Source organism: Aurantimonas sp., from assembly GCF_964217435.1.
Classification (GTDB): Bacteria; Pseudomonadota; Alphaproteobacteria; order Rhizobiales; family Rhizobiaceae; genus Aurantimonas; species Aurantimonas coralicida.
Map to the genome: position 1 here is coordinate 73,857 of NZ_CAXPJM010000040.1, position 21,813 is coordinate 95,669.

Consider the following 21,813-nt stretch of genomic DNA (forward strand, 5'->3'; position numbering starts at 1 on the left):
GGCCGGCTGAGAGCCGGCCTTTTTCGATCGATCTGTTCTCGCCGTCAGACGCCGGCGGCGGTCCGGGCTTCGCGAAGCTGCGCGAGGGAATGCTGCGCCTTGGCCTTCGCCTCCGGGGTGGCGGCGTCGGCGACATCCTCTTCCGCGTCGCGGATCTGGCTGTCGAGCTCTGCGCTGTCGAGCTGGTCGACGGGGGTCGCTCGCTCGGCCAGCAGGGTGAAGCCATTCTCGTTGACGTCAGCGAAGCCGCCGAGAACGAAGATCCGCTGTTCCGCGCCGCCTTCGAGGGTCGCTACGACGACACCCGGCTTCAACGTCGTCATGACGGGCGCATGATGCGCCATGACCGTGAAATAGCCTTCGGCGCCGGGCACGTTGACTGCCGTCACTGCTTCCGACAGGAGCAGCTGCTCGGGAGAGACGAGTTCGAACTGGAAGCTGTCAGCCATCTGTCGCTTGCCTGTCTGGCTCCGCACCGACAATGGCGACAGAGCACTTCATGGATTGGGGAAAGCGGACGCTGCCCGCTTTCCTTCAGGTCGGTCGTTCAGGCTTACGCGGCTTCCGCAGCCAGGCGCTGAGCCTTCTCGACGGCCATCTCGATGGAGCCGACCATGTAGAAGGCGGCTTCCGGCAGATGATCGTATTCGCCGGCCACGAGGCCCTTGAACGACTTGATCGTGTCTTCCAGCGGAACCAGCTGGCCCGGCGCGCCGGTGAAGACTTCCGCGACGAAGAAGGGCTGCGACAGGAAACGCTCGATCTTGCGCGCGCGGGCCACCGTCAGCTTGTCCTCTTCGGACAGCTCGTCCATGCCCAGAATGGCGATGATGTCCTGCAGCGACTTGTACTTCTGCAGGATTTCCTGGACGCGGCGGGCCACGTCGTAATGCTCCTCACCGATGATCATCGGCGACAGCATGCGCGAGTTGGAGTCCAGCGGATCCACGGCCGGGTAGATGCCCTTTTCCGAGATGGCGCGGTTGAGAACCGTCGTCGCATCCAGGTGGGCGAAGGACGTTGCCGGAGCCGGATCGGTCAGATCGTCGGCCGGCACGTAAATGGCCTGCACCGAGGTGATCGAACCCTTGTTGGTGGTCGTGATGCGTTCCTGCATCTGGCCCATGTCGGTCGCCAGGGTCGGCTGATAGCCCACGGCCGACGGAATACGACCGAGCAGCGCCGACACCTCGGAACCAGCCTGGGTGAAGCGGAAGATGTTGTCGACGAAGAACAGAACGTCCTGACCCTGGTCGCGGAAATGCTCGGCGATGGTGAGCCCGGTCAGCGCGACGCGGGCGCGGGCACCGGGAGGCTCGTTCATCTGACCGTAGACCAGCGCAGCCTTCGAGCCTTCAGCCGAACCGTTGTTCTCGTGCGGGTCCTTGTTCACGCCGGATTCGATCATCTCGTGGTAGAGATCGTTACCTTCGCGGGTGCGCTCGCCGACGCCGGCGAAGACGGAAGAACCACCGTGCGCCTTGGCGACGTTGTTGATCAGTTCCTGGATCAGAACGGTCTTGCCGACGCCGGCGCCGCCGAACAGGCCGATCTTGCCGCCGCGGGCATAGGGAGCCAGAAGGTCGATGACCTTGATGCCGGTGACCAGGATCTGGCTCTCCGGCGACTGTTCGATATAGGCCGGGGCTTCCTGGTGAATGCCGCGCTTAGATTCGTACTTGATCGGGCCGACTTCGTCGATCGGCTCGCCGATGACGTTCATGATGCGGCCGAGCGTACCGTCACCGACGGGCACCTCGATCGGGCCACCAGTATCCGTGACCGGCTGACCACGAACCAGACCCTCGGTCAGATCCATGGCGATCGTGCGAACGGTGTTCTCGCCGAGATGCTGCGCGACCTCGAGCACCAGGCGGTTGCCATGGTTGTCGCACTCGAGAGCATTCAAAATCGCCGGCAGGCCTTCGTCGAACTCCACGTCGACGACGGCGCCGATGACCTGGGCGACGCGGCCCGTCGAGCCGGTTGTGTTTGTGTTGTCAGCCATCGGTGGCCTCCTCTCAGATACCTAGAGCGCCTCGGCGCCCGAAATGATTTCGACCAGTTCCGTCGTGATCTGCGCCTGACGCTGCCGGTTGTAGGAGACCGACAGACGGTCGATCATGTCCCCGGCGTTGCGCGTGGCGTTGTCCATTGCCGACATCCGCGCACCCTGTTCGGATGCCGCGTTCTCCAGCAATGCATGCAGGACCTGAATCTTGATGTTGCGCGGGATGAGGTCCTCGAGGATCTCGCCCGGCTCAGGCTCGTACTCGTAGATCGTGGAGGCGTTCTCTTCGGCGCCGGTATCGACCGATGCGGGAATCAGGCGCTGACGCGTCGGGATCTGCGTCACGACGTTCTGGAACGCGGAGTAGAACACCGAGCAGACGTCGAACTCGCCGTTTTCGTAGAGATCGATGATTGTCTGGCCGATCTCCTCGGCATGCTCGAAGCCGACACGCTTGGCTTCGCGAAGGTCGGTGCGCTCGATGACCTTGGAGGCCAGATCGCGGCGCATCTGGTCCCAGCCCTTCTTGCCGACGACCATGAACTTCACGGTCTTGCCCGCCGCCTCCAGCTCGCGCTGATGCGAGCGGGCCAGCTTGACGATGGACGAGTTGAAACCGCCGCACAGGCCACGATCGGCCGTGCAGACGACGAGCAGATGGACGTCGTCCTTGCCGTTCCCGACCATCAACGGAGGACCATCGCCCTCCATGGCGCCGGAAATGTTGGCGAGGACCGCTGCCATGCGGTCGGCATAGGGCCGCGCGGCCTGCGCTGCCTCTTCCGCCCGGCGCAGCTTGGCCGCCGCGACCATCTGCATGGCCTTGGTGATCTTCTGCGTGGACTTCACCGACGCGATGCGGTTCCGCAGATCCTTCAGGGATGCCATGGCTTGGCGCTATCTCCCGCTGGCTTGGCTTCGCCCCAATGGGCGAAGCTCAGGCAGGTTTTCTGGCTCAGGCGAAGTTCTTGGCGAAGCTGTCGATCGCCGACTTCAGCTTGGCGCGGAGGTCGTCCGAGAGCGCCTTTTCGGTGGCGATCTGGTCGAGAACGGCCTTGTGCTCGCTGCGCAGCGAATTGAGCAGACCCTCTTCGAACTCGCCGACCTGGTCGACCCGGAGCTTGTCGAGGTAGCCCTGGGTGCCGGCGAAGATCACCGCGACCTGCTCTTCGGTCTTCAGCGGCGAGAACTGCGGCTGCTTGAGCAGTTCCGTCAGTCGCGCACCACGGTTCAGAAGACGCTGGATTGCGGCATCGAGATCGGAGCCGAACTGCGCAAAGGCTGCCATCTCGCGGTACTGTGCGAGCTCGCCCTTGATCGAACCGGCAACCTGCTTCATCGCCTTGATCTGCGCCGACGAACCAACGCGCGACACCGAAAGGCCGACGTTCACCGCTGGGCGAACGCCCTGGAAGAACAGCGTGGTCTCTAGGAAGATCTGGCCGTCCGTGATCGAGATCACGTTAGTCGGAATGTAGGCCGACACGTCGCCAGCCTGGGTCTCGATGACCGGCAGCGCGGTGAGGGAACCGGCGCCCAGCTCGTCATTGAGCTTGGCTGCACGCTCCAGCAGGCGCGAATGCAGGTAGAAGACGTCGCCCGGATAGGCTTCGCGGCCCGGCGGGCGGCGCAGCAGCAGGGACATCTGGCGATAGGAAACGGCCTGCTTGGACAGATCGTCATAGGCGATCACGGCGTGCATCGCATTGTCGCGGAAGAACTCGCCGATGGCGCAGCCGGTGAACGGCGCGATGTACTGCATCGGTGCCGGGTCGGATGCGGTGGCGGCGATGACCACCGAATACTCCATCGCACCGCGCTCTTCGAGCGTGCGGACGAACTGCGCGACGGTCGAGCGCTTCTGGCCGACGGCGACGTAGATGCAGTAGAGCTTGTCGGCTTCGCGGTCTTCGTCATGCGCCGGCTTCTGGTTCAGGAAGGTGTCCAGAATGATGGCGGTCTTGCCGGTCTGACGGTCACCGATGACGAGCTCGCGCTGGCCGCGACCGATCGGGATCAGAGCGTCGATGGACTTGAGGCCCGTCGACATCGGCTCGTGCACGGATTTGCGCGGGATGATGCCCGGCGCCTTGACGTCGACGCGGCGGCGCTCGGTGGACTCGATCGGGCCCTTGCCGTCGATCGGGTTGCCGAGACCATCGACCACGCGGCCCAGAAGGCCCTTGCCGACCGGCACTTCCACGATGTTGCCGGTGCGCTTGACGGTGTCGCCTTCCTTGATGGCCCGGTCCGAGCCGAAGATGACGACGCCGACATTGTCGGCTTCAAGGTTCAGGGCCATGCCCTGAATGCCACCCGGGAACTCGACCATCTCGCCAGCCTGGCAGTTGTCGAGCCCATAGACGCGGGCGATACCATCACCGACCGACAGAACCTGTCCGACTTCCGAGACTTCCGCCTCGGAACCGAAGTTCTTGATCTGGTCCTTGAGGATTGCGGAAATTTCCGCGGCGCGGATGTCCATCAGCCGACCTCTTTCAGTGCAAGCTTAAGCGAATTGAGTTTGGTGCGAAGCGAGGTGTCGACCTGGCGCGACCCGATCCGGACGATGAGTCCGCCGAGGATTGCCGGGTCGACGCTTTCGCGCATGGTCACGGTCTTGCCGGCGTAGGAGCCGACAGCCTCGGCGAGCTGACTGCGCTGCTCGTCGGTGAGGGGGTGGGCACTGGTCACCTCCGCGGCGATCTCGCCGCGGTGCTCGGCCGCCATCTTGCGGAAGCCGCGGACCATGCCCGGAAAAGCGAACAGGCGACGGTTGGCCGCCACGACGCGCAGGAAATTGCCGGTGAGCTCGCTCGGCTGGACCGATGCCATGACGGCATCGATCGCCCTGAGCTGCTCGCCCGACGTGAAGGCCGGGCTCTCAACCAGCCGCCGGAAGTCGGCGCTTTCGTCGATCAGTCCCTGAAAAGCGACGAGCTCGGACTCGACGGTTTCGACCGCGCCGTTGTCACGTGCGAGTTCGAAGAGGGACTGGGCGTAGCGGTCTGCGACCCCCGAAACGGGAGAGGATGATTGTGCCACGGACGACCGTTTCTCTTTCGCGTTCCGTTCAAGCTGTTCGTTGCGCCCCGAAGCGAGATCGCCCCAAAATCTTGAAACCGTTAATTGAATACCGGAAGACGCGCGAGCAAGTCACGCCGTCCTTCCGAAGACAGGGGACCCTCTAGCATAGGGTTTTCCCGGCGACAACTTGGCTTCGGTGCGGTTTGGGCCGCAAATTCGCGCATTCCGGCGTCAGTTGGGGATGAAGCCGAAAACCGGCGCCAGCGCTGCCCCGGCCAGTGCCAGCGCGACGAGCAGGAACACCCAGTTGAACAGGGTGGCGCCGCGGTCGGACAGGATCGATACAAAGCGGCCGAAGCCGGTGAACAGCCAGCCGGCGCCCAGCGCCATCTGAACAAAGGGCTGATTGTAGAAGGCCACCGTGACGATCCCGACGCCCAGCCAGAAGCCGGCGATCGTGGCGCGTGATTCTGCCAGTGCTTCCGGATGGGGCTGACGTGTCTCTAGCCGCAGAAATCGCAGCGTGATTCGTGGCGCAAAGAGTGCGACCAGGCCCATGAGGATGGTGATGCAGGCGGCCCCGAAGGGCAGCATGTCGGCGTTGGTCTGCGGCAGGGCGAAGTCCATCGGGGCTCCATTGGCGGGATCGGCTGGTCCGCGGGCTTATAGAGACGCACCCGCCAAGGTGAAAGGGCAGCAAGGAGCCGGTGCCGAGACCCCCGGATGAGGCCAGTTGCGGTCTCAGGCGAAGAGGCCGTTCAGCCGTTTCCACGTCGGTGCGACGACATAGCCGATCACGGGAATCAAGGCCCCGCCGGTCACCAGTCCGACGATGCCTGCACCGGTGGCGGAGACGATCCAGTGGACGGCACCGGTAAGGACCGGAACCGCGTGGGCGGCGACTTCCGCCAGATGTTCGATCGTGTGGCCGATCCACGGTGCGCCATAGCCTTCGAGCCCATGCACGATGATGCCACCGCCGACCCAGATCATTGCGGCGGTTCCGACGACCGTCAGGGCCTTGAGGAAGAACGGCATGCCGACCACGAGGCCACGGCCGATGCCGCGCAGCAGGCTGCCGAAGATCGATTCCGACTGGTTGCCTGCCAGCGCGACGCCGACGTCGTCGGCCTTCACGATGATCGCGACGCTGCCATAGACGACGGCGGTGATCCCGATGCCGACGAGTGCCAGAACGGCAACTTGAGTCCAGAAGCCGCCGACCTCGAGGCCGGACAGGGTGATCGCCATGATTTCGGCGGAGAGAATGAAGTCGGTCTTGATGGCACTGGCGACCTTGCGGTCCTCCAGCGTCTTCGCGTTCACGGCCTTGCCGATCTCTTCCTCGTGAGCGTGGGCCTTGTGCGGGAACAGGGCCTCATAGACCTTCTCCGCCCCCTCATAGGACAGATAGAGGCCGCCAAGCATGAGCAGCGGGGTGATCGCCCAAGGGGCGAAGTAGCTGAGTGCCAGGGCGATCGGCAGCAGGAAGATCAGCTTGTTCTTCAGCGAACCGACGGCGATCTTGCCGACGATCGGCAGTTCGCGCTCTGCAGCGAAACCGGTGACGTAGCGCGGCGTAACCGCCGCGTCGTCGATGACGACGCCGGCGGCCTTGGTGCCGGCCTTAGCCGCCTGACCCGCCACGTCATCCAGCGAGGCTGCAGCCACCTTGGCCAGACCCGCAAGGTCATCGAGCAGCGCAATCAGTCCAATACTCACGTCATCCGCCTCATAGCCGAATCAATATCCAAGCGCGTGAAGCCGATCGGCCGTGGCGCGAAGCCGCAAAGCTGGCGCGCTCCATGGAAAGTTCCAGTGGTGGCGTTCAGGTCGGCGGCGCCCGTTAGCTCCGGCACTCGCCGACGATCTCAACCTGTTCCTTCTTGTCACCCCAGTACACGGTCATGCTTCCCTCGAATTCGGGGGTCTCGTTGGCCCGGTCGCGGACGACGCTGATGACGAGGTTGACGTTGATCCGCGGTTCGCCGGCCGAGCGCCAGACGGTGACCACCGCTCCGTCCTTGGTCGCTGCGGTCCGGCCCTTTTCGAGTTCACGCACGAGACCGTTGGCCATGACATAGCCGCGTTCGAGACCGGCCTGGCTGCCATCCACCATGGTGAGGAACACGAAAGGCGCCGGCGCACCCTCCAGCGTGTCTTCCCCATGACGGTTCGGGTCGGTGAAGGTGCAGCGGCTAGTCAGCGGAAACCAGTGCATCAGTCCGAGGGCCAAGACGCGCGGCGTCTCGATGGCATTCAGCGACGGCGTCTGTCCGGGCTTCGGCGGAGCAAAGGGCGATGTCTCGAGGCGAACGGCGTTTTCGGAAGATGCGTCCTGCGCCAGTGCGGGCACGTAAGCCGACAGACCGATCGCGCATGCCATCGCTGCCGCCATGATCCTCTTCGTGCCACCATCCCGCATGCGCATCGCTCTCTCCCTCATGCCCGCTCGTCCTTCCACTTGTCCTATAGAAAGCTTTGCGGGTCCACGTCGACCTGCATCTGTACCGATCCCCGCGGCCGGGGAGCGGCAGCGATCAGCGCCCGCAGGAACCCCTGGATATGCGCCTTGCGCGGCGCGTGGACGAGGAGCCGGAACCGGTGACGGCCGCGCAACACGGCCAAGGGCGCTTCCGCCGGTCCCAGAACCTCGATCGCGGCATCCTGAGGCGCGGCGCGGCGCAGTTCCCGGCCGTATTCTTCCGCTTCCCTGCGACTGTTCGCCGACACGATGATGCTGGCGAGCCGTCCGAAGGGGGGAAGGCTTGTGCGTTCACGCTCGTTGACCTCACGCTCGTAGAACCGCTTCGCGTCGCCCGAAGCGATTGCCTGCATCACCGGGTGTTCGGGCTGCCAGGTCTGGATCATGCCGCGGCTGGCGCGCCCGCCGCTGCGCCCGGCCCGGCCCGTTACCTGGTGGAGAAGCTGGAAGGTGCGCTCGGCGGCGCGCGGGTCGCCATTGGCGAGGCCCAGATCGGCGTCGATCGCGCCCACGAGCGTCATCATCGGGAAATGGTGACCCTTGGCGACGAGCTGCGTGCCGATGACGATGTCGGCCTCGCCATCGGCGATGGCGTCGAGTTCGCGGCGAAGGCGCCGGGCACCGCCGGGCAGGTCCGAGGACAGGAGGATCGTCCGGGCGTCCGGGAAATCGGTGAGCATCTCCTCGGCGATGCGCTCCACCCCCGGTCCGCAGGCAACCAGATGGTCGAGAGTGCCGCATTCCGGACAGGCCTCGGGCCGGGGCACTGCGAAACCGCAATGGTGGCACTGCAATTGACCGCGCAGGCGATGGTCGACGAGCCAGGTCGAACAGTCGGGGCACTGGAACCGATGGCCGCAGACCCGGCACAGCGTCAGCGGCGCATAACCGCGGCGATTCAGGAACAGCAGCGCCTGCTCGCCCTTGGCGACGGTTTCCGCGATCGCGGTGGCGAGCACCGGGGAGACGAAGCGGCCCCTGGCCGGTGGTGCGCTGCGCATGTCGATCAGCGAAAGGTCCGGCATCGCGGCCTCGGCGAAGCGCCCGGTGAGGCGAACATGACCGTAGCGGCCGGACGCCGCGTTGACGCGCGTCTCCACCGACGGTGTCGCGGAGGCGAGAATGATCGGAAAGGCGCCGATCGAGGCGCGAACCACCGCCATGTCGCGGGCGTGGTAGAAGGTCCGGTCTTCCTGCTTGTAGGCCGGGTCGTGCTCCTCATCGACGATGATGAGGCCGAGATCGTTGAATGGCAGGAACAATGCCGAGCGTGCGCCGGCGACGATGCGGACCCGGCCCTCGGCGATCTGGCGCCAGACCTTCTCACGCTGGCGCGGCGGGACGTCGGAATGCCACTCCGCCGGCGGAGCCCCGAAGCGGGCATGGAACCGGTCGATGAAGCTCTGGGTCAGGGCGATCTCCGGAAGCAGGATCAGCACCTGGCGGCCCTTTTCCAAGGCCGCGGCGACAGCCTCGAAATAGACCTCGGTCTTGCCCGAACCGGTAACGCCCTCCAGCAGCGTCGCGGTGAAGCCATCGACGGCGACCGTGGCCGCCAGCGCATCGGCGGCCGCTCTCTGGTCCTCGTTCAGGTTCGCACGGCCATAGGTCGTGTCGGGTTCTGCGACGGCGGGCGGCGGCGGCAGGCGGACGCGTTCGAACACGCCCTGCTTGATCAGTCCGTCCACCACCGACGCGGTGACCCCCGCGGCATGAGCCAGGCCAAGCCGTGCCCAGGTCGGGGCTTCGGCGGCCGTCGCCAGCACCCGCTCGCGCGCCTCGGTCAGGCGGCTTGGTGGCGTGTCGGTCAGAGCGATGCCGTCGATCCATGGCTCGGGATCGAAGGCCGCAGGTGCGCGCAGGGCCATGCGGGCTACTAGGCCGGGCGGCGACAGGGTATAATCCGCGACCCAGTCGATGAACCGGCGCATTGTGTTGTCGAGGGGAGGGCAGTCGAACACCTTGGTGATCGACCGCAGCTTGCGCGGATCGACATCGTCGGTCACCCCGTCCCAGACGACGCCCGCGACCTGCCTCGGGCCGAGAGGGACCTGGACGATCGACCCGGGCTGGACGGACATGCCGTCCGGCACCGCATAGGAGTACGGACGATTGCCGGGCAGCGGGACAAGAACCGGCACGGTGGTCGTCGCAAAGAGCTGGCCGGTCTGATTCAAATGACTGCGTCCGGTCGTAGGAACTTGGGTGGGCGGGGCTGCGAGGTTTCGAATCGCTGCGGCCACGGGCCAGTCTATGCAGGTGGGAGGCCCCTCGAAAGGAAAGCCGCGCTCGCAGGGCGGCGCCATGTCTCAACTGGCGGCGGATACGGTGATCCGCAAGTCCGCCCGGCATGTTCTCGGCCGACCGCCGGCCCCTATATGAAGAGAAGAAACCGGTCGCATGTAGCGCGAACCGGGGCCGGGCTGTTATGCATCCCGCGAATGATCACCGAGCCGAATGAGGGCGCCATGAAATTCTTTGTCGATACTGCCGATCTTTCCGAGATCAAGGACCTGTCCGAGACGGGTCTGATCGACGGAGTGACCACCAATCCGTCGCTGATCATGAAGGCCGACCGGCCGATGAAGGATATCATCGCCGAGATCTGCGAGATCGTCGAGGGTCCGGTATCCGCCGAGGTCACCGCGGTCGAGACCGACGAAATGATCCGCGAGGGCAAGCTCCTTGCCGGCATCGCGGAGAATGTCTGCATCAAGCTGCCGCTGACGCTTGCCGGCCTCAAGGCGTGCAAGGAGCTGACGGACGAGGGTTTCCAGACCAATGTCACGCTGTGCTTCTCGGCGGTGCAAGCGCTGCTCGCCGCCAAGGCCGGTGCCACCTACATCTCGCCCTTCATCGGTCGGCTCGACGACATCAATATCGACGGCATGGGGCTGATCGCCGACATCCGGCGGATCTACGACAATTACGGCTTCGAGACGGAGATCCTCGCAGCCTCGATCCGGACGTCGAACCATGTTCGTGAAGCCGCACTGCTGGGCGCCGACGTGGCGACCGTCCCGCCGGCGACCCTGAAGGGCCTCGTGAAGCATCCGCTGACCGATAAGGGTCTCGACGCCTTCCTGGCCGACTGGAAGAAGACCGGCCAGACGATCGCCTGATCCGAACACACAGACCTTCGATATGAGAAAGGGGCGGTGTCGCAAGACACCGCCCCTTCTTGTTTCACGCTCACTTCCAACGGCGCTTACGCCTGGAAATGGCTCTCCATGAAGTAGATGCCCTTGTCGAGGCCGCGGCCGATCGCGGTGAGCAGGTCCTCGGTCAGCGGATCGCCGGCTTCCGAGGCTTCCTCGATGCCCTCCGCGACGGCCGCGCTCCACTTGGAGTAGCTCTCGGTCAGCCGCTTGAGGTGATCCTCGGACTTCACGAGATCGAGCGGATAGGGGTCGAGAAGCGAGTTCTCGGAGGCCGCCTGCACGGTGCCGTGGGCCTGGCCGCCGATCGCGGTCAGTCGCTCGGCGATGGTGTCGACATATTCCTCGGTCTCTTCGTGCAGATCGTCGAACAGCTCGTGGACGGCGATGAAGTTCATGCCCTTCACGTTCCAGTGGGCCTGCTTGGTCTGGTAGGTGATGTCGACGGCGGTCGCGAGGTGCGTCTGCAGGAGTTCGACCATCGATCCGCGGATGTTCTCCGAGATCGGGTTCATGGTCTTGTGCATCTTCGTCTTGGTGGTCTTGGCCATGGTGGCTCCTTGCGCTCAGGTCCCGCTGCCGCTCGCTGCGATGGGGGACGAAATGTGTTGTTCGCTTCGATAATCGCTCCTGCCGATAACGGTTCCATCTGCGACCAACCGCCAGGGCGATTTCGTCCGTTCATCCAAGCGTTCGGCGGGCGCTCGCCCTTCCCAAAATCCGTTCGATGCCCAACTGCCGCGACGATGCGGGGCTTGCCCTGACGGCAACGACCCGAACGGATTCAACGGAGTATCGAAATGAAGACCATGCTCATCACTGGCGCCTCGACCGGGATCGGTGCCGCGACGGCGCGACGTGCTGTCGCGGCCGGCTATCGGGTCGCCCTTGCGGCCCGCTCCAAGGACAAGCTCGACGGTCTCGTCACCGAACTCGGCGAGGACAAGGCGATGGCAGTTGCCTGCGACGTCAGCGATTACGCCGCGCAGCAGGCGATGACTGCGGCGGTGCTCGAGCGCTTCGGCAGCATCGACGTGGTGTTCGCGAATGCCGGGGTCGGGTCGAATTCGTCCGGCACGGCCAAGGGGGATGTCGAGGACTGGCACCGGATGGTGACCACCAATGTGCTCGGCGTCATGTATACGGTGAAGGCGACCCATGATGCCGTCGTCGCGGCGAAGGGGCATTACGTCCTGACCGGATCGATCGCCGGCCGCAAGGTGCTGGCCGGGTCGATCTACGGCGCGACCAAATGGGCGATTACCGGTTACGGCCAGAACCTGCGCGAGGAACTGCGCGACGACGGGGTGAAGGTGACGCTGATCGAGCCGGGCATGGTCGACACGCCCTTCTTCGACCAGCGCAAACCCGACGCCATGCAGGCCGACGACGTCGCCGGTGCGGTCCTCTACGCGATCTCGCAGCCGGAGAACGTGCTGACGGGCGAGATCTGGATCGAGCCGATGAAGCGCTGAGCAGCGCCGGCGCGGCGGACCGCTACTGGTCCGCCGATGCCGCGGTCGTCAGCTTGTCCAGCGCGCCCTGCATCGCCTTAATCGACGGATGGTCGGGTGCGAAGCCGTAGCGTTCGGCGAGTTCGGCCGGATCGACATAGCCGAGCATGGTGACGCCGTCCTCGTCCCAGACCAGCACCTTCTGGGGCAGGTCGATGGCGACGCGGCGGTTCTCGGCGATCAGCGGCGTGCCGAGCTTCGGATTGCCGAAGATGACCAGTGTCGTTGCCGGGATCCCGGTGTCGATGGTCGCGGCATTGGCCTGGTGATCGACGGTCGCCATCACCTTTGCACCGGCCTTGTCCACCGCCGCGGTCAGGGCGGAGACGGTGTCCGCCACCGACCTGGCACTCTGCTTCGTCACCCAGTCATCCGCCGCCCTGGCCGGCATGCTCATGACAAGCAGCGCCGCGGTGACGGTGGCGATTGCGCCGATGTGAGATCGCATATGGCTTGTCCTCTAGACAGGTAACGGGGGCTCGGTGCTGGGCTGAGGATCAGCCCATGGCGTCCTTGATGCCCTGATAGGCCTTGTCGCCCCAGACGTCCCGGACCCGGGCGTCGCGACCGCAGCTGAAGCGGTAGTATTTATATTTCAGCGCATTCTTCTTGTAGTAATCCTGGTGGTACCCCTCGGCCGGCCAGAAGGTCGGGGCCGAGTTGATGGGGGTCACCACTTTCGGCAGATCCTTGGCGATGGCGGCCTTGGAGGCCTTGGCCTTCTGCACCTGGCTCTGATCGGTCGCGAAGATCGCCGTCGTATAGGCGTGGCCGCGGTCGCAGAACTGGCCGCCGGCGTCGGTCGGATCGACGGAATGCCAGAACACGTTGAGCAGCTGGTCATAGCTGACGCGCTTCGGATCGTAGGTGATCTTCACCGCTTCCACGTGGCCGGGGTGGTTCTGGTAGGTGGGGTTCTGGTTCTGCCCGCCGATATAGCCGGAGGTGGTGTCGAGGACGCCGGCGACGTGGTCAAAGTCGCTCTCGACGCACCAGAAGCAGCCGCCGGCGAAGATCGCGGTCTCGGTGCTCTGGGCGGCGACGCCGCTCGGCATCAGGCTGGCGCCTGCCGCGAGGGCTGCGGCGGCGAGGCCCGCCAATGCGAATCCGGTTCGTCCTGCCATGGTCTCGTTCCCTTGCTGGTCTGGGGCCGCCGCCCGTGTCGGCACCATTGGTGCGCGATCGGAGGCTGCGGGCTCAACACAAGCTTCGGTGAGGCGGGGCGAATTGTTTCAGGTGGAACGACAAAAAACCTGCGGGCGGCGTCGATGCGGCGGAGATCTCCCCGCCGCATCGGGGTCGCTGGACGGAAGGGTCAGCCGCCGTCGGCGGTGAAGCCGGCGGCCTCGATGCCGGCGGTGGCGGCGGCCTCGTCATTGTCGGAGGTGTCGCCGGTGATGCCGCCGGCGCCGAGGATGACATTGCCTTCGCCGCGGATCAGGACGCCGCCCGGCACGGGCACCAGCACGCCCTTGGCCAAGGCGTTCATCGACTGGATGAAATAGGGCTGCTGCTCGGCCCGCTGCCAGATCGCCCGCGAGCCCATGCCCATGGCGATGGCGCCGTTGGCCTTGCCGGTGGCGATGTCGGGGCGCATGCGGGCCGAGCCGTCGGCGCGCTCCAGCGCGATCAGCGCGCCGCCGGCGTCGAGAACGGCGACGGTCAGCGGCTTGAAGCCCTTGGCGGCGCCCATCTTCATGGCCTCGGCGATGATGATGCGGGCCTTGTCGAGTGTCAGCATGGTGTTTCCCTCCAAATGGATTGCGCCCGGCAGATAGCACAGGCGGGGAGGGAGTCACCTATTGGCGGAGGACACGCCGCACGGGGCCGGGTGGTGGGTGAAGCGCACGCCGGCCTGGCCGGGACGGCTCCAGATCAGCTCGACCTCGTGGGTGGTCCCCTCGGCGAGATCCTGCAGGAGGAAGATGCGCGGCAGATCGACATCGACGATGAATTGCAGCTTGGCGCCGCTGTCGGAGCGGTCGACCATGGCGCAATCGGCGATGATGGCGTTGCGCATGGAAAGGACGCGCTGGGGCCGCAGCCGCGTGCGCACCCGGCGCGCGCTGCGCTTGTCGCGACCCTGAAAGCCGGTCGCCTTGCCCCATCTGGCCAGCAAACTGCCCATTGCTCTCACCGCGTCTGTTCCTTGCAAGAGTATCGCCGAGATTCGTTAACCGGGCACAACCCGGCCGGTAGAATCCGGCGGAAAACCGCGTCCTGTGGTCGCAGCCGGCCGGCCGCTCGCCGGTGCCTGTTCCGGTTCAGGCGAAGCGGCGGGCGGCGTCGATGGCAAGGCCGAGGCCGACCGAGCCGAAGGCGTCGGACTGGGCGATGCGGGCGGCAGGAAAGCGGGCGGTGGCGGCGGCGCGGACGGCCGGCACCTGGGCACCGCCGCCGGTCAGGATCACCGTCTCGATCGCCTGCGGCCCGACACCGGCCGTCGTCAGCGCGTCGTCGATGGCCCCGCCGATGCGGCCGACGAGCTCGGCGGACGCGGCCTCGAACTCGGCGCGGGTGGCGGGCGCCTCCAGAAGCAAGCCGAGCTCCTGCAGCCGGATGGTGGTCGCGTCGGTCTCGCTGAGGGCGATCTTGGCGGTCTCGACGGCGCCGGCGAGGCGATGGCCCGAGCGGTGAACCAGAAGGTGCTCGAAGCGGGCGAGCTTCTCCGGCTCGGCGGCCTCGCGGGCGAGACCGCGAATGTCGCGCAGGATCCTGGCGGTGTAGAGCGTGTTGACCCGGTGCCAGGTGGCCATGTCGTTGAAGTACCAGACCGGCATGCGCCGCTTGCCGTCGGCGGTGTGGCTGCCCATGCCGAGACCCGGCATGACCCGGGCGAGCGACAGCACCCGGTCGAAATCGGTGCCGCCGACATGAACGCCGGTCGAGGCGAGGATGTCGTCCAGCCGGTCGCCGGCGGCGGATTTCGCGCGCTCGGGCGACAGGCGCACCACGGAAAAGTCCGAGGTGCCGCCGCCGATGTCGACCACCAGGGCGAGCTGCTCGGCCTCGATCTGGCTTTCGTAATAGAGCGCGGCGGCGACGGGCTCGAACTGGAACTCGATGTGGCGGAACCCCTCGGCGCGGGCGGCGGCGGCGAGCTGGTCCTCGGCGGTCTGGTCGGCGCTCGCATCGTCGTCGATGAAATGCACCGGCCGGCCGAGCACGACGCGGTCGGTGGCGACGGCGTCCGGCCCGCCCTCGCCGCGGGCGGCCTCGGCCTCCAGCTTTCCGCGCAGATGTTTCAGGAAGCGGCCGATCAGTGCCTCGAAGCTCATGCGCTGGCGGCCGATCGGGGTGGTCTCGGCCATCAGCGAGGTGCCGAGGATCGACTTCAGCGCCCGCATGAAGCGGCCCTCGGCGCCGTCGACATATTCGAAGATGGCGGCGCGGCCAAAGTATGTGCCGCCATCCTCGAGGCTGAAGAACAGCGCTGAGGGGATGGTCGGGCTGTCCGCCTCGACCGGCACCAGCGCCGGCGCGCCGCCGGGCGCCGCGAGGGCCAGGGTGGAATTGGTGGTGCCGAAATCGAGGCCGGGAAAGCGGGGCATTCGTGAAACTCGCGGAAGGAATCGGCCGCGCGCCCGGAAGGGGACGGGGCGCAGGCAAACAGTCGGGGCAGGGCGGGACGGCGAATCGGAAGCCGCGGTGTCTAGCCGATGCAGCGGCCGAGATGAAGGCGCACGGACGCATTTCCGCGCCCGATCCGGGCCGGAGCCTGACAGGCCCGTCTCCCGCCGCGGCGGCCGGGGGCCGTTTCGGCGGGATCGTCTGGCCGCCCGGGTCTCCGCCATGGGGCGGGCGGGCGACGGCGCGCCGGAGGCGAACCCTCCGATGTCTTGGTCTTACGGTCCGCCTCCGGCGTGCCGCGCGGTGGGTGCCGGAAACGCGGGCGGGGTCTCGTCACCCGTCCGCCGCCGAACCATTCCCCCGCCGCCGCCGGCTTATGCCGGGGCGAAGGGTTCCGGGAAGCTGCCGGCAGGAGCACGACCTCCCGCCCGGCAACGTGCCGCCTTCCCCGCAGAACGGAAGGCCGGCTCGGCCGTCACCGGCCCGGTTCCGCCGCTCCGGAAGCGACATGAACCGGCACCGCCCGCCAGGATTGCTCCCTTGGCCCCCGAACGATCCCGGTGATCATTCGCGCCCGTTTCGCGGGCCGGCGGTGAAAGGATGATGCGGGAGGTGGGGGAGGGCGGGGAGAAGTTTTTTGGGGGGGCCTCGTGGTTCGACAGGCTCACCATGAGGGGGGGCAGAGGTAGCGCTGGGACCGGAGGTGCTTGGAACATGGAACAAGACGTTAGGTCGGAACACAACCGCTTCGCGTCTCGCTCAGTGCATTGGGGATGACCGAAGATTCGCGGTTTCGAGGCGCAACATTCATCAGCCGACGGCAGCGCACAACTCCATTTCAGCCATTGGCGACCGGCTCGGTCCATGTCAGCATTAGGGATCGAATGCGGATTGCGGAAGCTTGCAACTCTGACTTTATCTGAAGTTAAAGGTGTGCGTCCAGCAGATTAGGCTCGGTAGAGACTGCCACATTGCTCCCGAAATTACCCGAAAAACCGAAGTACATATTGTAGTTATCTGCCAGAGGTTTGAGAGCTAGTGGACCAAAACGAAAAAGACGAAGAACTGCAGTGGCGCATTGAGGTGCTGCGAACGAAACTCGCGGAGGGCAAGATCGTCGTTGCCGATGAGATGGCCGAAGATCTTAAACAAAGTCTACTGGCGGTGCGGACAGGCGCCGACGGGAAGATCGATCTGGCTACTGTCGACGGCAGGCTGCGTTCGATGGCACTCATCACGGCGGCGATGGAGAATCGCGAGCGTTCTAAAGATGCGTTGTCTTTGGAGCATATTACGAAATCATATTTCGAATTCATCGAAATAAATCTCGGATTCTTAGTGAAGGCGGCAAAGGATATGGGCGCCGATGCTCACGAATTCGGCAATATGATCTCCCGTCACCCACTAAACGTCGACGAATACAGCCCGCAGATACCGAAGTTCCTGGAGGCGCTAGAGGAGTTCTGGGGAGCGGCCGCAGAGCCATCCCACTACCACATACAGGATCTGCAATCGACAAAGGCAATCTACGGCGGAGACCTATTCCCTTCGTACGCGCGGAACATTGCGAGCAGCACCGGCCTCTACATCGACACCATCGTCCTGTCGGATCCATTCTGGCACTCGAGGTACGTCTTCAAGCAGTCACCCCCCGATGTTCAGCTCTACTATCTCGCGAAGCATGCGATTAATGTTATGGGCTACCGTGATCTAGCGACAGCAGATCTCGACGCGCCGATCGTGGTCGTGACGCCGTTTCGATCATCCGTCGACGAAGCCGAAGTGAAATTTCTCCGCGACGTCTCCGAGCGTGATGGTATCTCTCATGCCCAGAAGCTGTTCGGTCGCAAATTCTCCAGTATTGATGAGCTCTCCGAATTCTGCAACACCTTGGATAGTCCCGAGAAAGCAGCGAAAAATATCGCTGATAAGAGCCGCGTGCTATTTGATACGGATTGGACGGGGAGCATAGAGGAGCAGATTTCCCGCTCTCTCACGATCGATGATTATCTTTTACCTGAGGGATCGGGCCCGGGCCATGTTTTGGCCGCCCAATGCCTTGGTCGCATGATGCAGGCGACGGACTTGCTGCTCAAAAGTCGATATCTGGGCGGAACGCCGTTGATCGATGCGCCGACGTCTTGGCAGTACTTCAATTGGAAGCTCGAATATAACTCGTCGATTGCGCCAGACAATAGTAATCTACATATGGTGAAGGGCCTGCAGCGCGTCGCTGAGACGGACATGGAATGGCTCGGGAATATTCCGCCCGCTGCCCTGATTGAGATGCGACAGCAGGGTGCATTCCACGAGATCCGCGATGTACTCTCAGCGGGTGTCAGCGAGATCGCGACGACGAAACCCGAAGCGTTCTTCAGGTCGAGCGACAAGATCGTCGAAAATATCCAAGATGCCTTTGAGCAGCATCAGGCGAAAATTAAGGAGTTGCGGAACAAGGGCCTCAAGTTCGCGGGCTATGATCTCGGAACTTGGATTTCCGTCGGTGCCGTTGAAATGGCGGCAATTGCCACTGGAACGCCGTTCTTCGGGGCCGCGGCGTTCGCTGCGAACCAAATTCTGGATGTCCCGAAGTTGAAGGAGATCCCAGAACGCTTCGTGGATATCAAGAACGCACATCGGGAACTCAAGAAGTCGCCGATGGGCCTCTTGTTTGCACATAAAGGGTGATGTGGTTGGCTTGGGAATATTAAATATGTTCGTTTGTAGCCGGTGTTGGCCATGGCCGCCTTTTAGATCATGCCGCGGGCAGCAACTCGATTGCCAAGCCATCTTCCTCTTACCCAACACGGCCGCTACTTCGCGCTCGAGACCCGATTCATTCGGTGGTTCTGCTACTAAATCCCGTAACTCATCCCCCAACGAAGACGATCAGCACGACGAGCGCGGTGATCCAGACGAACAGTCCGAACCAGCCCGCCATGTTGGACTCGACCAGTATGCTGCCATCGGTTTCGCGTCGGAAGCCGAACCAGTTGAAGCCACCCTCGCTGCTGCGGAGCGTCTGGACCCTGAGCTTGCCGAAACTCAGGGCGGGCAGGAGGTATCGAGCGGTGGTGTAGCCGACGACGTCGCCGATCATGTCGAACACGGTTGGGTATCCTCATCGCTGGCCGGCAGGCTGGTGCGTTGTCGCCATGGTTCGACAGGCTCACCATGAGGGTGCAGGGGGCGGCGGATCGTTGCGTCAGTCAAGCGTGGCGGGTGGCTGTCGGCGGAGGTCCGGGCCGGTGCGGGTGGCGGCGAGGGTGGGGAGGCAGTGGTAGCGCCGGGCGATCAGCGCTTCCTTCTTGGCGCGGGTCCAGCCCTTGATCTGCTGCTCGCGGGCGATGGCGTCGAGCATGCGATCGTAGGTTTCGGTGAAGACCAGGACGACGGGGCGGCGTTTGCGCGTGTAGCCGTCGTAGAGGCCCTCATTGTGCTCCCACAGCCGGGCTTCGACCGGCTGCTTCGTGAGGCCGGTGTAGTAGGAGCCGTCGGCGCAGCGCAGGATGTAGACCGTGGCTTCGAGCGGCATGGGCTGGTCCGGGTCTGGTGGCGGGCTGCGCTTGGGGAGAGCTTCGACGGGCTCATCCTTCGGCAGGCTTATCCTTCGACAGGCTCATCCTTCGACAGGCTCAGGATGAGGGATATGGCGGGGCGAGGCAATCGGGGTTGGACGTTGGTGCGTCACCCTCGTGGTTCGACAGGCTCACCATGAGGGTGAAGGGGATGGCGTGCCGACTCCAGTGGCCTGCGCAGTTCGCGTCTGGACGATAGACGTCGAGAGGCGGGGAAGGCCGAGGGCGCTGCCAGCGTGCCTGGGGCTTGGGGGCCTGGGGCCCGGGAGCCCGGGAGCCCGGGAGCCCGGGAGCCGGACGTAACCGAACGCCGCCACTTCGTTGCAATGGGCGGCGTGAGCCTGCTGAGGTCTACTTGCGCTGCCAAGTGTGCTGCTGCGGACCGCACTGCGGCCGACCGCATTGCTAGAAGGTCGCCGGCGTCGACTTGCGTGCAATTGCGCCAAGCAGTTGCGGTCGTGGGATCGTTCCGGGTGCGGCAGCACCTGGAATCCAGGCGCGGCGGTTCAGAAACCCCTCATGGTGAGCCTGTCGAACCACGAGGGGTGCCCGGCGCCTCAGCTATCCATCTTCAGCGCGGCGATGAAGGCTTCCTGGGGGATGTCGACCTTGCCGAACTGGCGCATGCGCTTCTTGCCCTCTTTCTGCTTGTCGAGGAGCTTGCGCTTTCTGGAGGCATCGCCGCCGTAGCATTTGGCGGTGACGTCCTTGCGCAGGGCCGAGATGGTCTCGCGGGCGATCACCTTGCCGCCGATCGCCGCCTGGATCGGGATCTTGAAGAGGTGGTTGGGGATCAGCTCCTTCAGCTTCTCGCACATGCCGCGGCCGCGGCGCTCGGCCTGGCTGCGGTGGACGAGCATGGAGAGCGCGTCGACCGGCTCGCCATTGACCATGATCGACATCTTGACGAGGTCGCCCTCGCGGTAGTCGGCCATGTGGTAGTCGAAGGAGGCGTAGCCCTTGGAGATGGATTTCAGCCGGTCGTAGAAGTCGAAGACCACCTCGTTGAGCGGCAGCTCGTAGGAGACCATGGCGCGCTTGCCGACATAGGAAAGGTCGGTCTGGTTGCCGCGCCGCTCCTGGCACAGCTGCAGGATGTTGCCGAGATAGTCGTCGGGCGTGAGGATCGTGGCCTTGATCCAGGGCTCGTGGATCTCGGCAACCTTCATCACGTCCGGCATGTCGGCCGGATTGTGCAGCTGGATGGTCGAGCCGTCGGTGAGCTTGATGTCGTAGACGACCGAGGGCGCGGTGGCGATGAGGTCGAGGTCGAACTCGCGCGACAGGCGCTCCTGGACGATCTCCAGATGCAGCAGGCCGAGGAAGCCGCAGCGGAAGCCGAAGCCCAGCGCGGCCGAGGATTCCATCTCGTAGGAGAAGCTGGCGTCGTTGAGCCGCAGCTTGCCCATGGCGGCGCGCAGCTCGTCGAAATCGGAGGCGTCGACCGGGAACAGGCCGCAGAAGACGACGGGCTGGGCCGGCTTGAAGCCCGGCAGCATGGAGGTCGTCTGGCGCTTGTCGTCGGTGATGGTGTCGCCGACGCGGGTGTCGGCGACTTCCTTGATGGAGGCGGTGATGAAGCCGAGCTCGCCGGGGCCGAGCGCCTCGACCTGGACCATGGCCGGGGTGAAGACGCCGACCCGGTCGACCGGGTAGCGGGCGTCGGTGCCCATCATGCGGATAGTCTGGCCCTTCTTCAGCTCGCCGTCGATGATGCGCACGAGGACGATGACGCCGAGATAGGCGTCGTACCAGCTGTCGACCAGCATCGCCTTGAGCGGCGCCTTGCGGTCGCCCTCGGTGGGGGCGGGCAGGCGGTGGACGATGGCTTCCAGCACGTCCTCGATGCCGAGGCCGGACTTCGCCGAGATCATCACCGCGTCGGAGGCGTCGAGGCCGATGACCTCCTCGATCTGCTCCTTGACCTTGTCGGGCTCGGCGGCCGGCAGGTCGATCTTGTTGAGGACCGGGACGATCTCGAGATTGGCGTCGAGGGCGAGATAGACATTGGCCAGCGTCTGGGCCTCGACGCCCTGCGCCGCGTCGACCACCAAGAGCGCGCCCTCGCAGGCGGCCAGCGAGCGCGACACCTCGTAGGCGAAGTCGACATGGCCGGGCGTGTCGATGAGGTTGAGGACGTAGGTCTCGCCGTTCTTCGCCGTGTAGTGCAGGCGGACGGTCTGGGCCTTGATGGTGATGCCGCGCTCGCGCTCGATATCCATCGAGTCGAGGACCTGGGCCTTCATGTCGCGCAGTTCCAGCCCGCCGGTGGACTGGATCAGCCGGTCGGCAAGGGTCGATTTCCCGTGGTCGATATGGGCGACGATCGAGAAATTGCGGATGTGGTCGAGGGGCGTATTCGCGGGCATGGTGCTCATGTCGCGCGATATAGAGATTTGTAACGGTTCTTGGAAGCGCCGTTTCGCATGGACGGCCAGCGCGCGGGCAGATGTGGCCGCGAAGGCGCGGC

The 21,813-nt window shown here is 64.9% G+C and carries 21 protein-coding genes; 3 read left to right on the forward strand and 18 right to left on the reverse strand.

What is annotated here, in order from left to right; translation table 11 throughout:
- Positions 1-44 precede the first annotated feature (44 nt).
- The 9 genes from ACEQX1_RS16000 to ACEQX1_RS16040 all read right to left on the reverse strand — a co-directional run bounded on the left by ACEQX1_RS16000 (position 45) and on the right by ACEQX1_RS16040 (position 9,700).
- Positions 45-449 carry a F0F1 ATP synthase subunit epsilon gene (locus ACEQX1_RS16000; protein ID WP_277023118.1) on the reverse strand — a complete coding sequence of 135 codons (405 nt, stop codon included), beginning with the start codon at positions 447-449 and terminating at the stop codon, positions 45-47.
- A gap of 104 nt (positions 450-553) precedes the next feature.
- Entirely contained in the window at positions 554-2,008 is a 1,455-nt protein-coding gene (atpD, locus tag ACEQX1_RS16005) for a F0F1 ATP synthase subunit beta (protein ID WP_370197047.1), read from the reverse strand.
- Positions 2,009-2,029: 21 nt separating this feature from the next.
- Positions 2,030-2,899 carry a F0F1 ATP synthase subunit gamma gene (locus tag ACEQX1_RS16010; RefSeq protein WP_370192742.1) on the reverse strand — a complete coding sequence of 290 codons (870 nt, stop codon included), beginning with the start codon at positions 2,897-2,899 and terminating at the stop codon, positions 2,030-2,032.
- 67 nt (positions 2,900-2,966) lie between these two features.
- Positions 2,967-4,496, reverse strand: a complete 1,530-nt coding sequence (atpA, locus tag ACEQX1_RS16015; RefSeq protein WP_370197049.1) for a F0F1 ATP synthase subunit alpha — start codon at positions 4,494-4,496, stop codon at positions 2,967-2,969.
- Complete coding sequence (locus ACEQX1_RS16020; RefSeq protein WP_187390284.1) at positions 4,496-5,056, reverse strand: F0F1 ATP synthase subunit delta; 561 nt, start codon at positions 5,054-5,056, stop codon at positions 4,496-4,498. Before ACEQX1_RS16020 ends, atpA begins: the two co-directional genes overlap by 1 nt.
- Positions 5,057-5,269: 213 nt before the next feature.
- Positions 5,270-5,665: a DUF4345 family protein gene (locus tag ACEQX1_RS16025; protein ID WP_370192741.1), complete on the reverse strand. Its 396-nt coding sequence runs from the start codon at positions 5,663-5,665 to the stop codon at positions 5,270-5,272.
- A 114-nt stretch (positions 5,666-5,779) separates the two neighbouring features.
- The gene (locus ACEQX1_RS16030; RefSeq protein ID WP_370192740.1) at positions 5,780-6,760 is read right to left on the reverse strand and encodes a DUF808 domain-containing protein; all 981 of its coding nucleotides are present in this window, start codon (positions 6,758-6,760) and stop codon (positions 5,780-5,782) included.
- Between the two features lie 124 nt (positions 6,761-6,884).
- Complete coding sequence (locus ACEQX1_RS16035; RefSeq protein ID WP_372521655.1) at positions 6,885-7,436, reverse strand: hypothetical protein; 552 nt, start codon at positions 7,434-7,436, stop codon at positions 6,885-6,887.
- A gap of 71 nt (positions 7,437-7,507) precedes the next feature.
- Positions 7,508-9,700 carry a primosomal protein N' gene (locus tag ACEQX1_RS16040; RefSeq protein WP_370192738.1) on the reverse strand — a complete coding sequence of 731 codons (2,193 nt, stop codon included), beginning with the start codon at positions 9,698-9,700 and terminating at the stop codon, positions 7,508-7,510.
- Positions 9,701-9,991: 291 nt separating this feature from the next.
- On the opposite strand from ACEQX1_RS16040, the gene fsa reads away from it, so the two are divergent.
- Entirely contained in the window at positions 9,992-10,645 is a 654-nt protein-coding gene (gene fsa / locus ACEQX1_RS16045) for a fructose-6-phosphate aldolase (protein WP_370197051.1), read from the forward strand.
- Positions 10,646-10,731: 86 nt separating this feature from the next.
- On the opposite strand, the gene dps is transcribed toward fsa, so the two are convergent.
- Positions 10,732-11,232, reverse strand: a complete 501-nt coding sequence (gene dps / locus ACEQX1_RS16050; RefSeq protein WP_187390279.1) for a DNA starvation/stationary phase protection protein Dps — start codon at positions 11,230-11,232, stop codon at positions 10,732-10,734.
- 249 nt (positions 11,233-11,481) lie between these two features.
- Here dps and ACEQX1_RS16055 point away from each other — a divergent pair, with 249 nt between their 5' ends.
- Complete coding sequence (locus ACEQX1_RS16055; protein WP_230785592.1) at positions 11,482-12,156, forward strand: SDR family oxidoreductase; 675 nt, start codon at positions 11,482-11,484, stop codon at positions 12,154-12,156.
- Between the two features lie 22 nt (positions 12,157-12,178).
- Here the strand turns inward: ACEQX1_RS16055 and ACEQX1_RS16060 are convergent, their stop codons facing one another.
- The 5 genes from ACEQX1_RS16060 to ACEQX1_RS16080 form a co-directional block, all read right to left on the reverse strand.
- A complete protein-coding gene (locus tag ACEQX1_RS16060) occupies positions 12,179-12,643 on the reverse strand; it encodes a DUF302 domain-containing protein (RefSeq protein WP_370192735.1) in 465 nt (154 codons plus the stop codon).
- A 49-nt stretch (positions 12,644-12,692) separates the two neighbouring features.
- Positions 12,693-13,319, reverse strand: coding sequence for a peptide-methionine (S)-S-oxide reductase MsrA (gene msrA, locus ACEQX1_RS16065; RefSeq protein ID WP_370197053.1), 627 nt, complete (start codon positions 13,317-13,319; stop codon positions 12,693-12,695).
- A 191-nt stretch (positions 13,320-13,510) separates the two neighbouring features.
- Positions 13,511-13,936 carry a heme-binding protein gene (locus tag ACEQX1_RS16070; protein ID WP_370197055.1) on the reverse strand — a complete coding sequence of 142 codons (426 nt, stop codon included), beginning with the start codon at positions 13,934-13,936 and terminating at the stop codon, positions 13,511-13,513.
- Positions 13,937-13,990: 54 nt separating this feature from the next.
- Positions 13,991-14,323, reverse strand: a complete 333-nt coding sequence (locus ACEQX1_RS16075) for a hypothetical protein (protein WP_188074807.1) — start codon at positions 14,321-14,323, stop codon at positions 13,991-13,993.
- A gap of 136 nt (positions 14,324-14,459) precedes the next feature.
- The gene (locus ACEQX1_RS16080) at positions 14,460-15,746 is read right to left on the reverse strand and encodes an Hsp70 family protein (protein ID WP_370197057.1); all 1,287 of its coding nucleotides are present in this window, start codon (positions 15,744-15,746) and stop codon (positions 14,460-14,462) included.
- Positions 15,747-16,803: 1,057 nt separating this feature from the next.
- On the opposite strand from ACEQX1_RS16080, the gene ACEQX1_RS16085 reads away from it, so the two are divergent.
- Positions 16,804-18,453 (forward strand): hypothetical protein, encoded by a 1,650-nt coding sequence (locus ACEQX1_RS16085; RefSeq protein ID WP_370197059.1) that lies wholly within the window; start codon positions 16,804-16,806, stop codon positions 18,451-18,453.
- Positions 18,454-18,634: 181 nt separating this feature from the next.
- Here ACEQX1_RS16085 and ACEQX1_RS16090 read toward each other — a convergent pair whose 3' ends face one another.
- The 3 genes from ACEQX1_RS16090 to lepA form a co-directional block, all read right to left on the reverse strand.
- Positions 18,635-18,874 carry a hypothetical protein gene (locus tag ACEQX1_RS16090; protein ID WP_370197061.1) on the reverse strand — a complete coding sequence of 80 codons (240 nt, stop codon included), beginning with the start codon at positions 18,872-18,874 and terminating at the stop codon, positions 18,635-18,637.
- Between the two features lie 96 nt (positions 18,875-18,970).
- The gene (locus tag ACEQX1_RS16095) at positions 18,971-19,300 is read right to left on the reverse strand and encodes a GIY-YIG nuclease family protein (RefSeq protein WP_370197063.1); all 330 of its coding nucleotides are present in this window, start codon (positions 19,298-19,300) and stop codon (positions 18,971-18,973) included.
- 600 nt (positions 19,301-19,900) lie between these two features.
- Positions 19,901-21,712, reverse strand: a complete 1,812-nt coding sequence (gene lepA, locus ACEQX1_RS16100; protein ID WP_024348953.1) for a translation elongation factor 4 — start codon at positions 21,710-21,712, stop codon at positions 19,901-19,903.
- Positions 21,713-21,813: the final 101 nt, after the last annotated feature.

What these genes read in the sequence shown, in the direction of transcription:
- ACEQX1_RS16000 (WP_277023118.1), bottom strand. Translation starts at nt 449, where the DNA reads ATGGCTGACAGCTTCCAGTTCGAACTCGTCTCTCCCGAGCAGCTGCTC.
- atpD (WP_370197047.1), bottom strand. Translation starts at nt 2,008, where the DNA reads ATGGCTGACAACACAAACACAACCGGCTCGACGGGCCGCGTCGCCCAG.
- ACEQX1_RS16010 (WP_370192742.1), bottom strand. Translation starts at nt 2,899, where the DNA reads ATGGCATCCCTGAAGGATCTGCGGAACCGCATCGCGTCGGTGAAGTCC.
- atpA (WP_370197049.1), bottom strand. Translation starts at nt 4,496, where the DNA reads ATGGACATCCGCGCCGCGGAAATTTCCGCAATCCTCAAGGACCAGATC.
- ACEQX1_RS16025 (WP_370192741.1), bottom strand. Translation starts at nt 5,665, where the DNA reads ATGGACTTCGCCCTGCCGCAGACCAACGCCGACATGCTGCCCTTCGGG.
- ACEQX1_RS16035 (WP_372521655.1), bottom strand. Translation starts at nt 7,436, where the DNA reads ATGGCGGCAGCGATGGCATGCGCGATCGGTCTGTCGGCTTACGTGCCC.
- fsa (WP_370197051.1), top strand. Translation starts at nt 9,992, where the DNA reads ATGAAATTCTTTGTCGATACTGCCGATCTTTCCGAGATCAAGGACCTG.
- dps (WP_187390279.1), bottom strand. Translation starts at nt 11,232, where the DNA reads ATGGCCAAGACCACCAAGACGAAGATGCACAAGACCATGAACCCGATC.
- ACEQX1_RS16055 (WP_230785592.1), top strand. Translation starts at nt 11,482, where the DNA reads ATGAAGACCATGCTCATCACTGGCGCCTCGACCGGGATCGGTGCCGCG.
- ACEQX1_RS16060 (WP_370192735.1), bottom strand. Translation starts at nt 12,643, where the DNA reads ATGCGATCTCACATCGGCGCAATCGCCACCGTCACCGCGGCGCTGCTT.
- msrA (WP_370197053.1), bottom strand. Translation starts at nt 13,319, where the DNA reads ATGGCAGGACGAACCGGATTCGCATTGGCGGGCCTCGCCGCCGCAGCC.
- ACEQX1_RS16070 (WP_370197055.1), bottom strand. Translation starts at nt 13,936, where the DNA reads ATGCTGACACTCGACAAGGCCCGCATCATCATCGCCGAGGCCATGAAG.
- ACEQX1_RS16075 (WP_188074807.1), bottom strand. Translation starts at nt 14,323, where the DNA reads ATGGGCAGTTTGCTGGCCAGATGGGGCAAGGCGACCGGCTTTCAGGGT.
- ACEQX1_RS16080 (WP_370197057.1), bottom strand. Translation starts at nt 15,746, where the DNA reads ATGCCCCGCTTTCCCGGCCTCGATTTCGGCACCACCAATTCCACCCTG.
- ACEQX1_RS16095 (WP_370197063.1), bottom strand. Translation starts at nt 19,300, where the DNA reads ATGCCGCTCGAAGCCACGGTCTACATCCTGCGCTGCGCCGACGGCTCC.
- lepA (WP_024348953.1), bottom strand. Translation starts at nt 21,712, where the DNA reads ATGCCCGCGAATACGCCCCTCGACCACATCCGCAATTTCTCGATCGTC.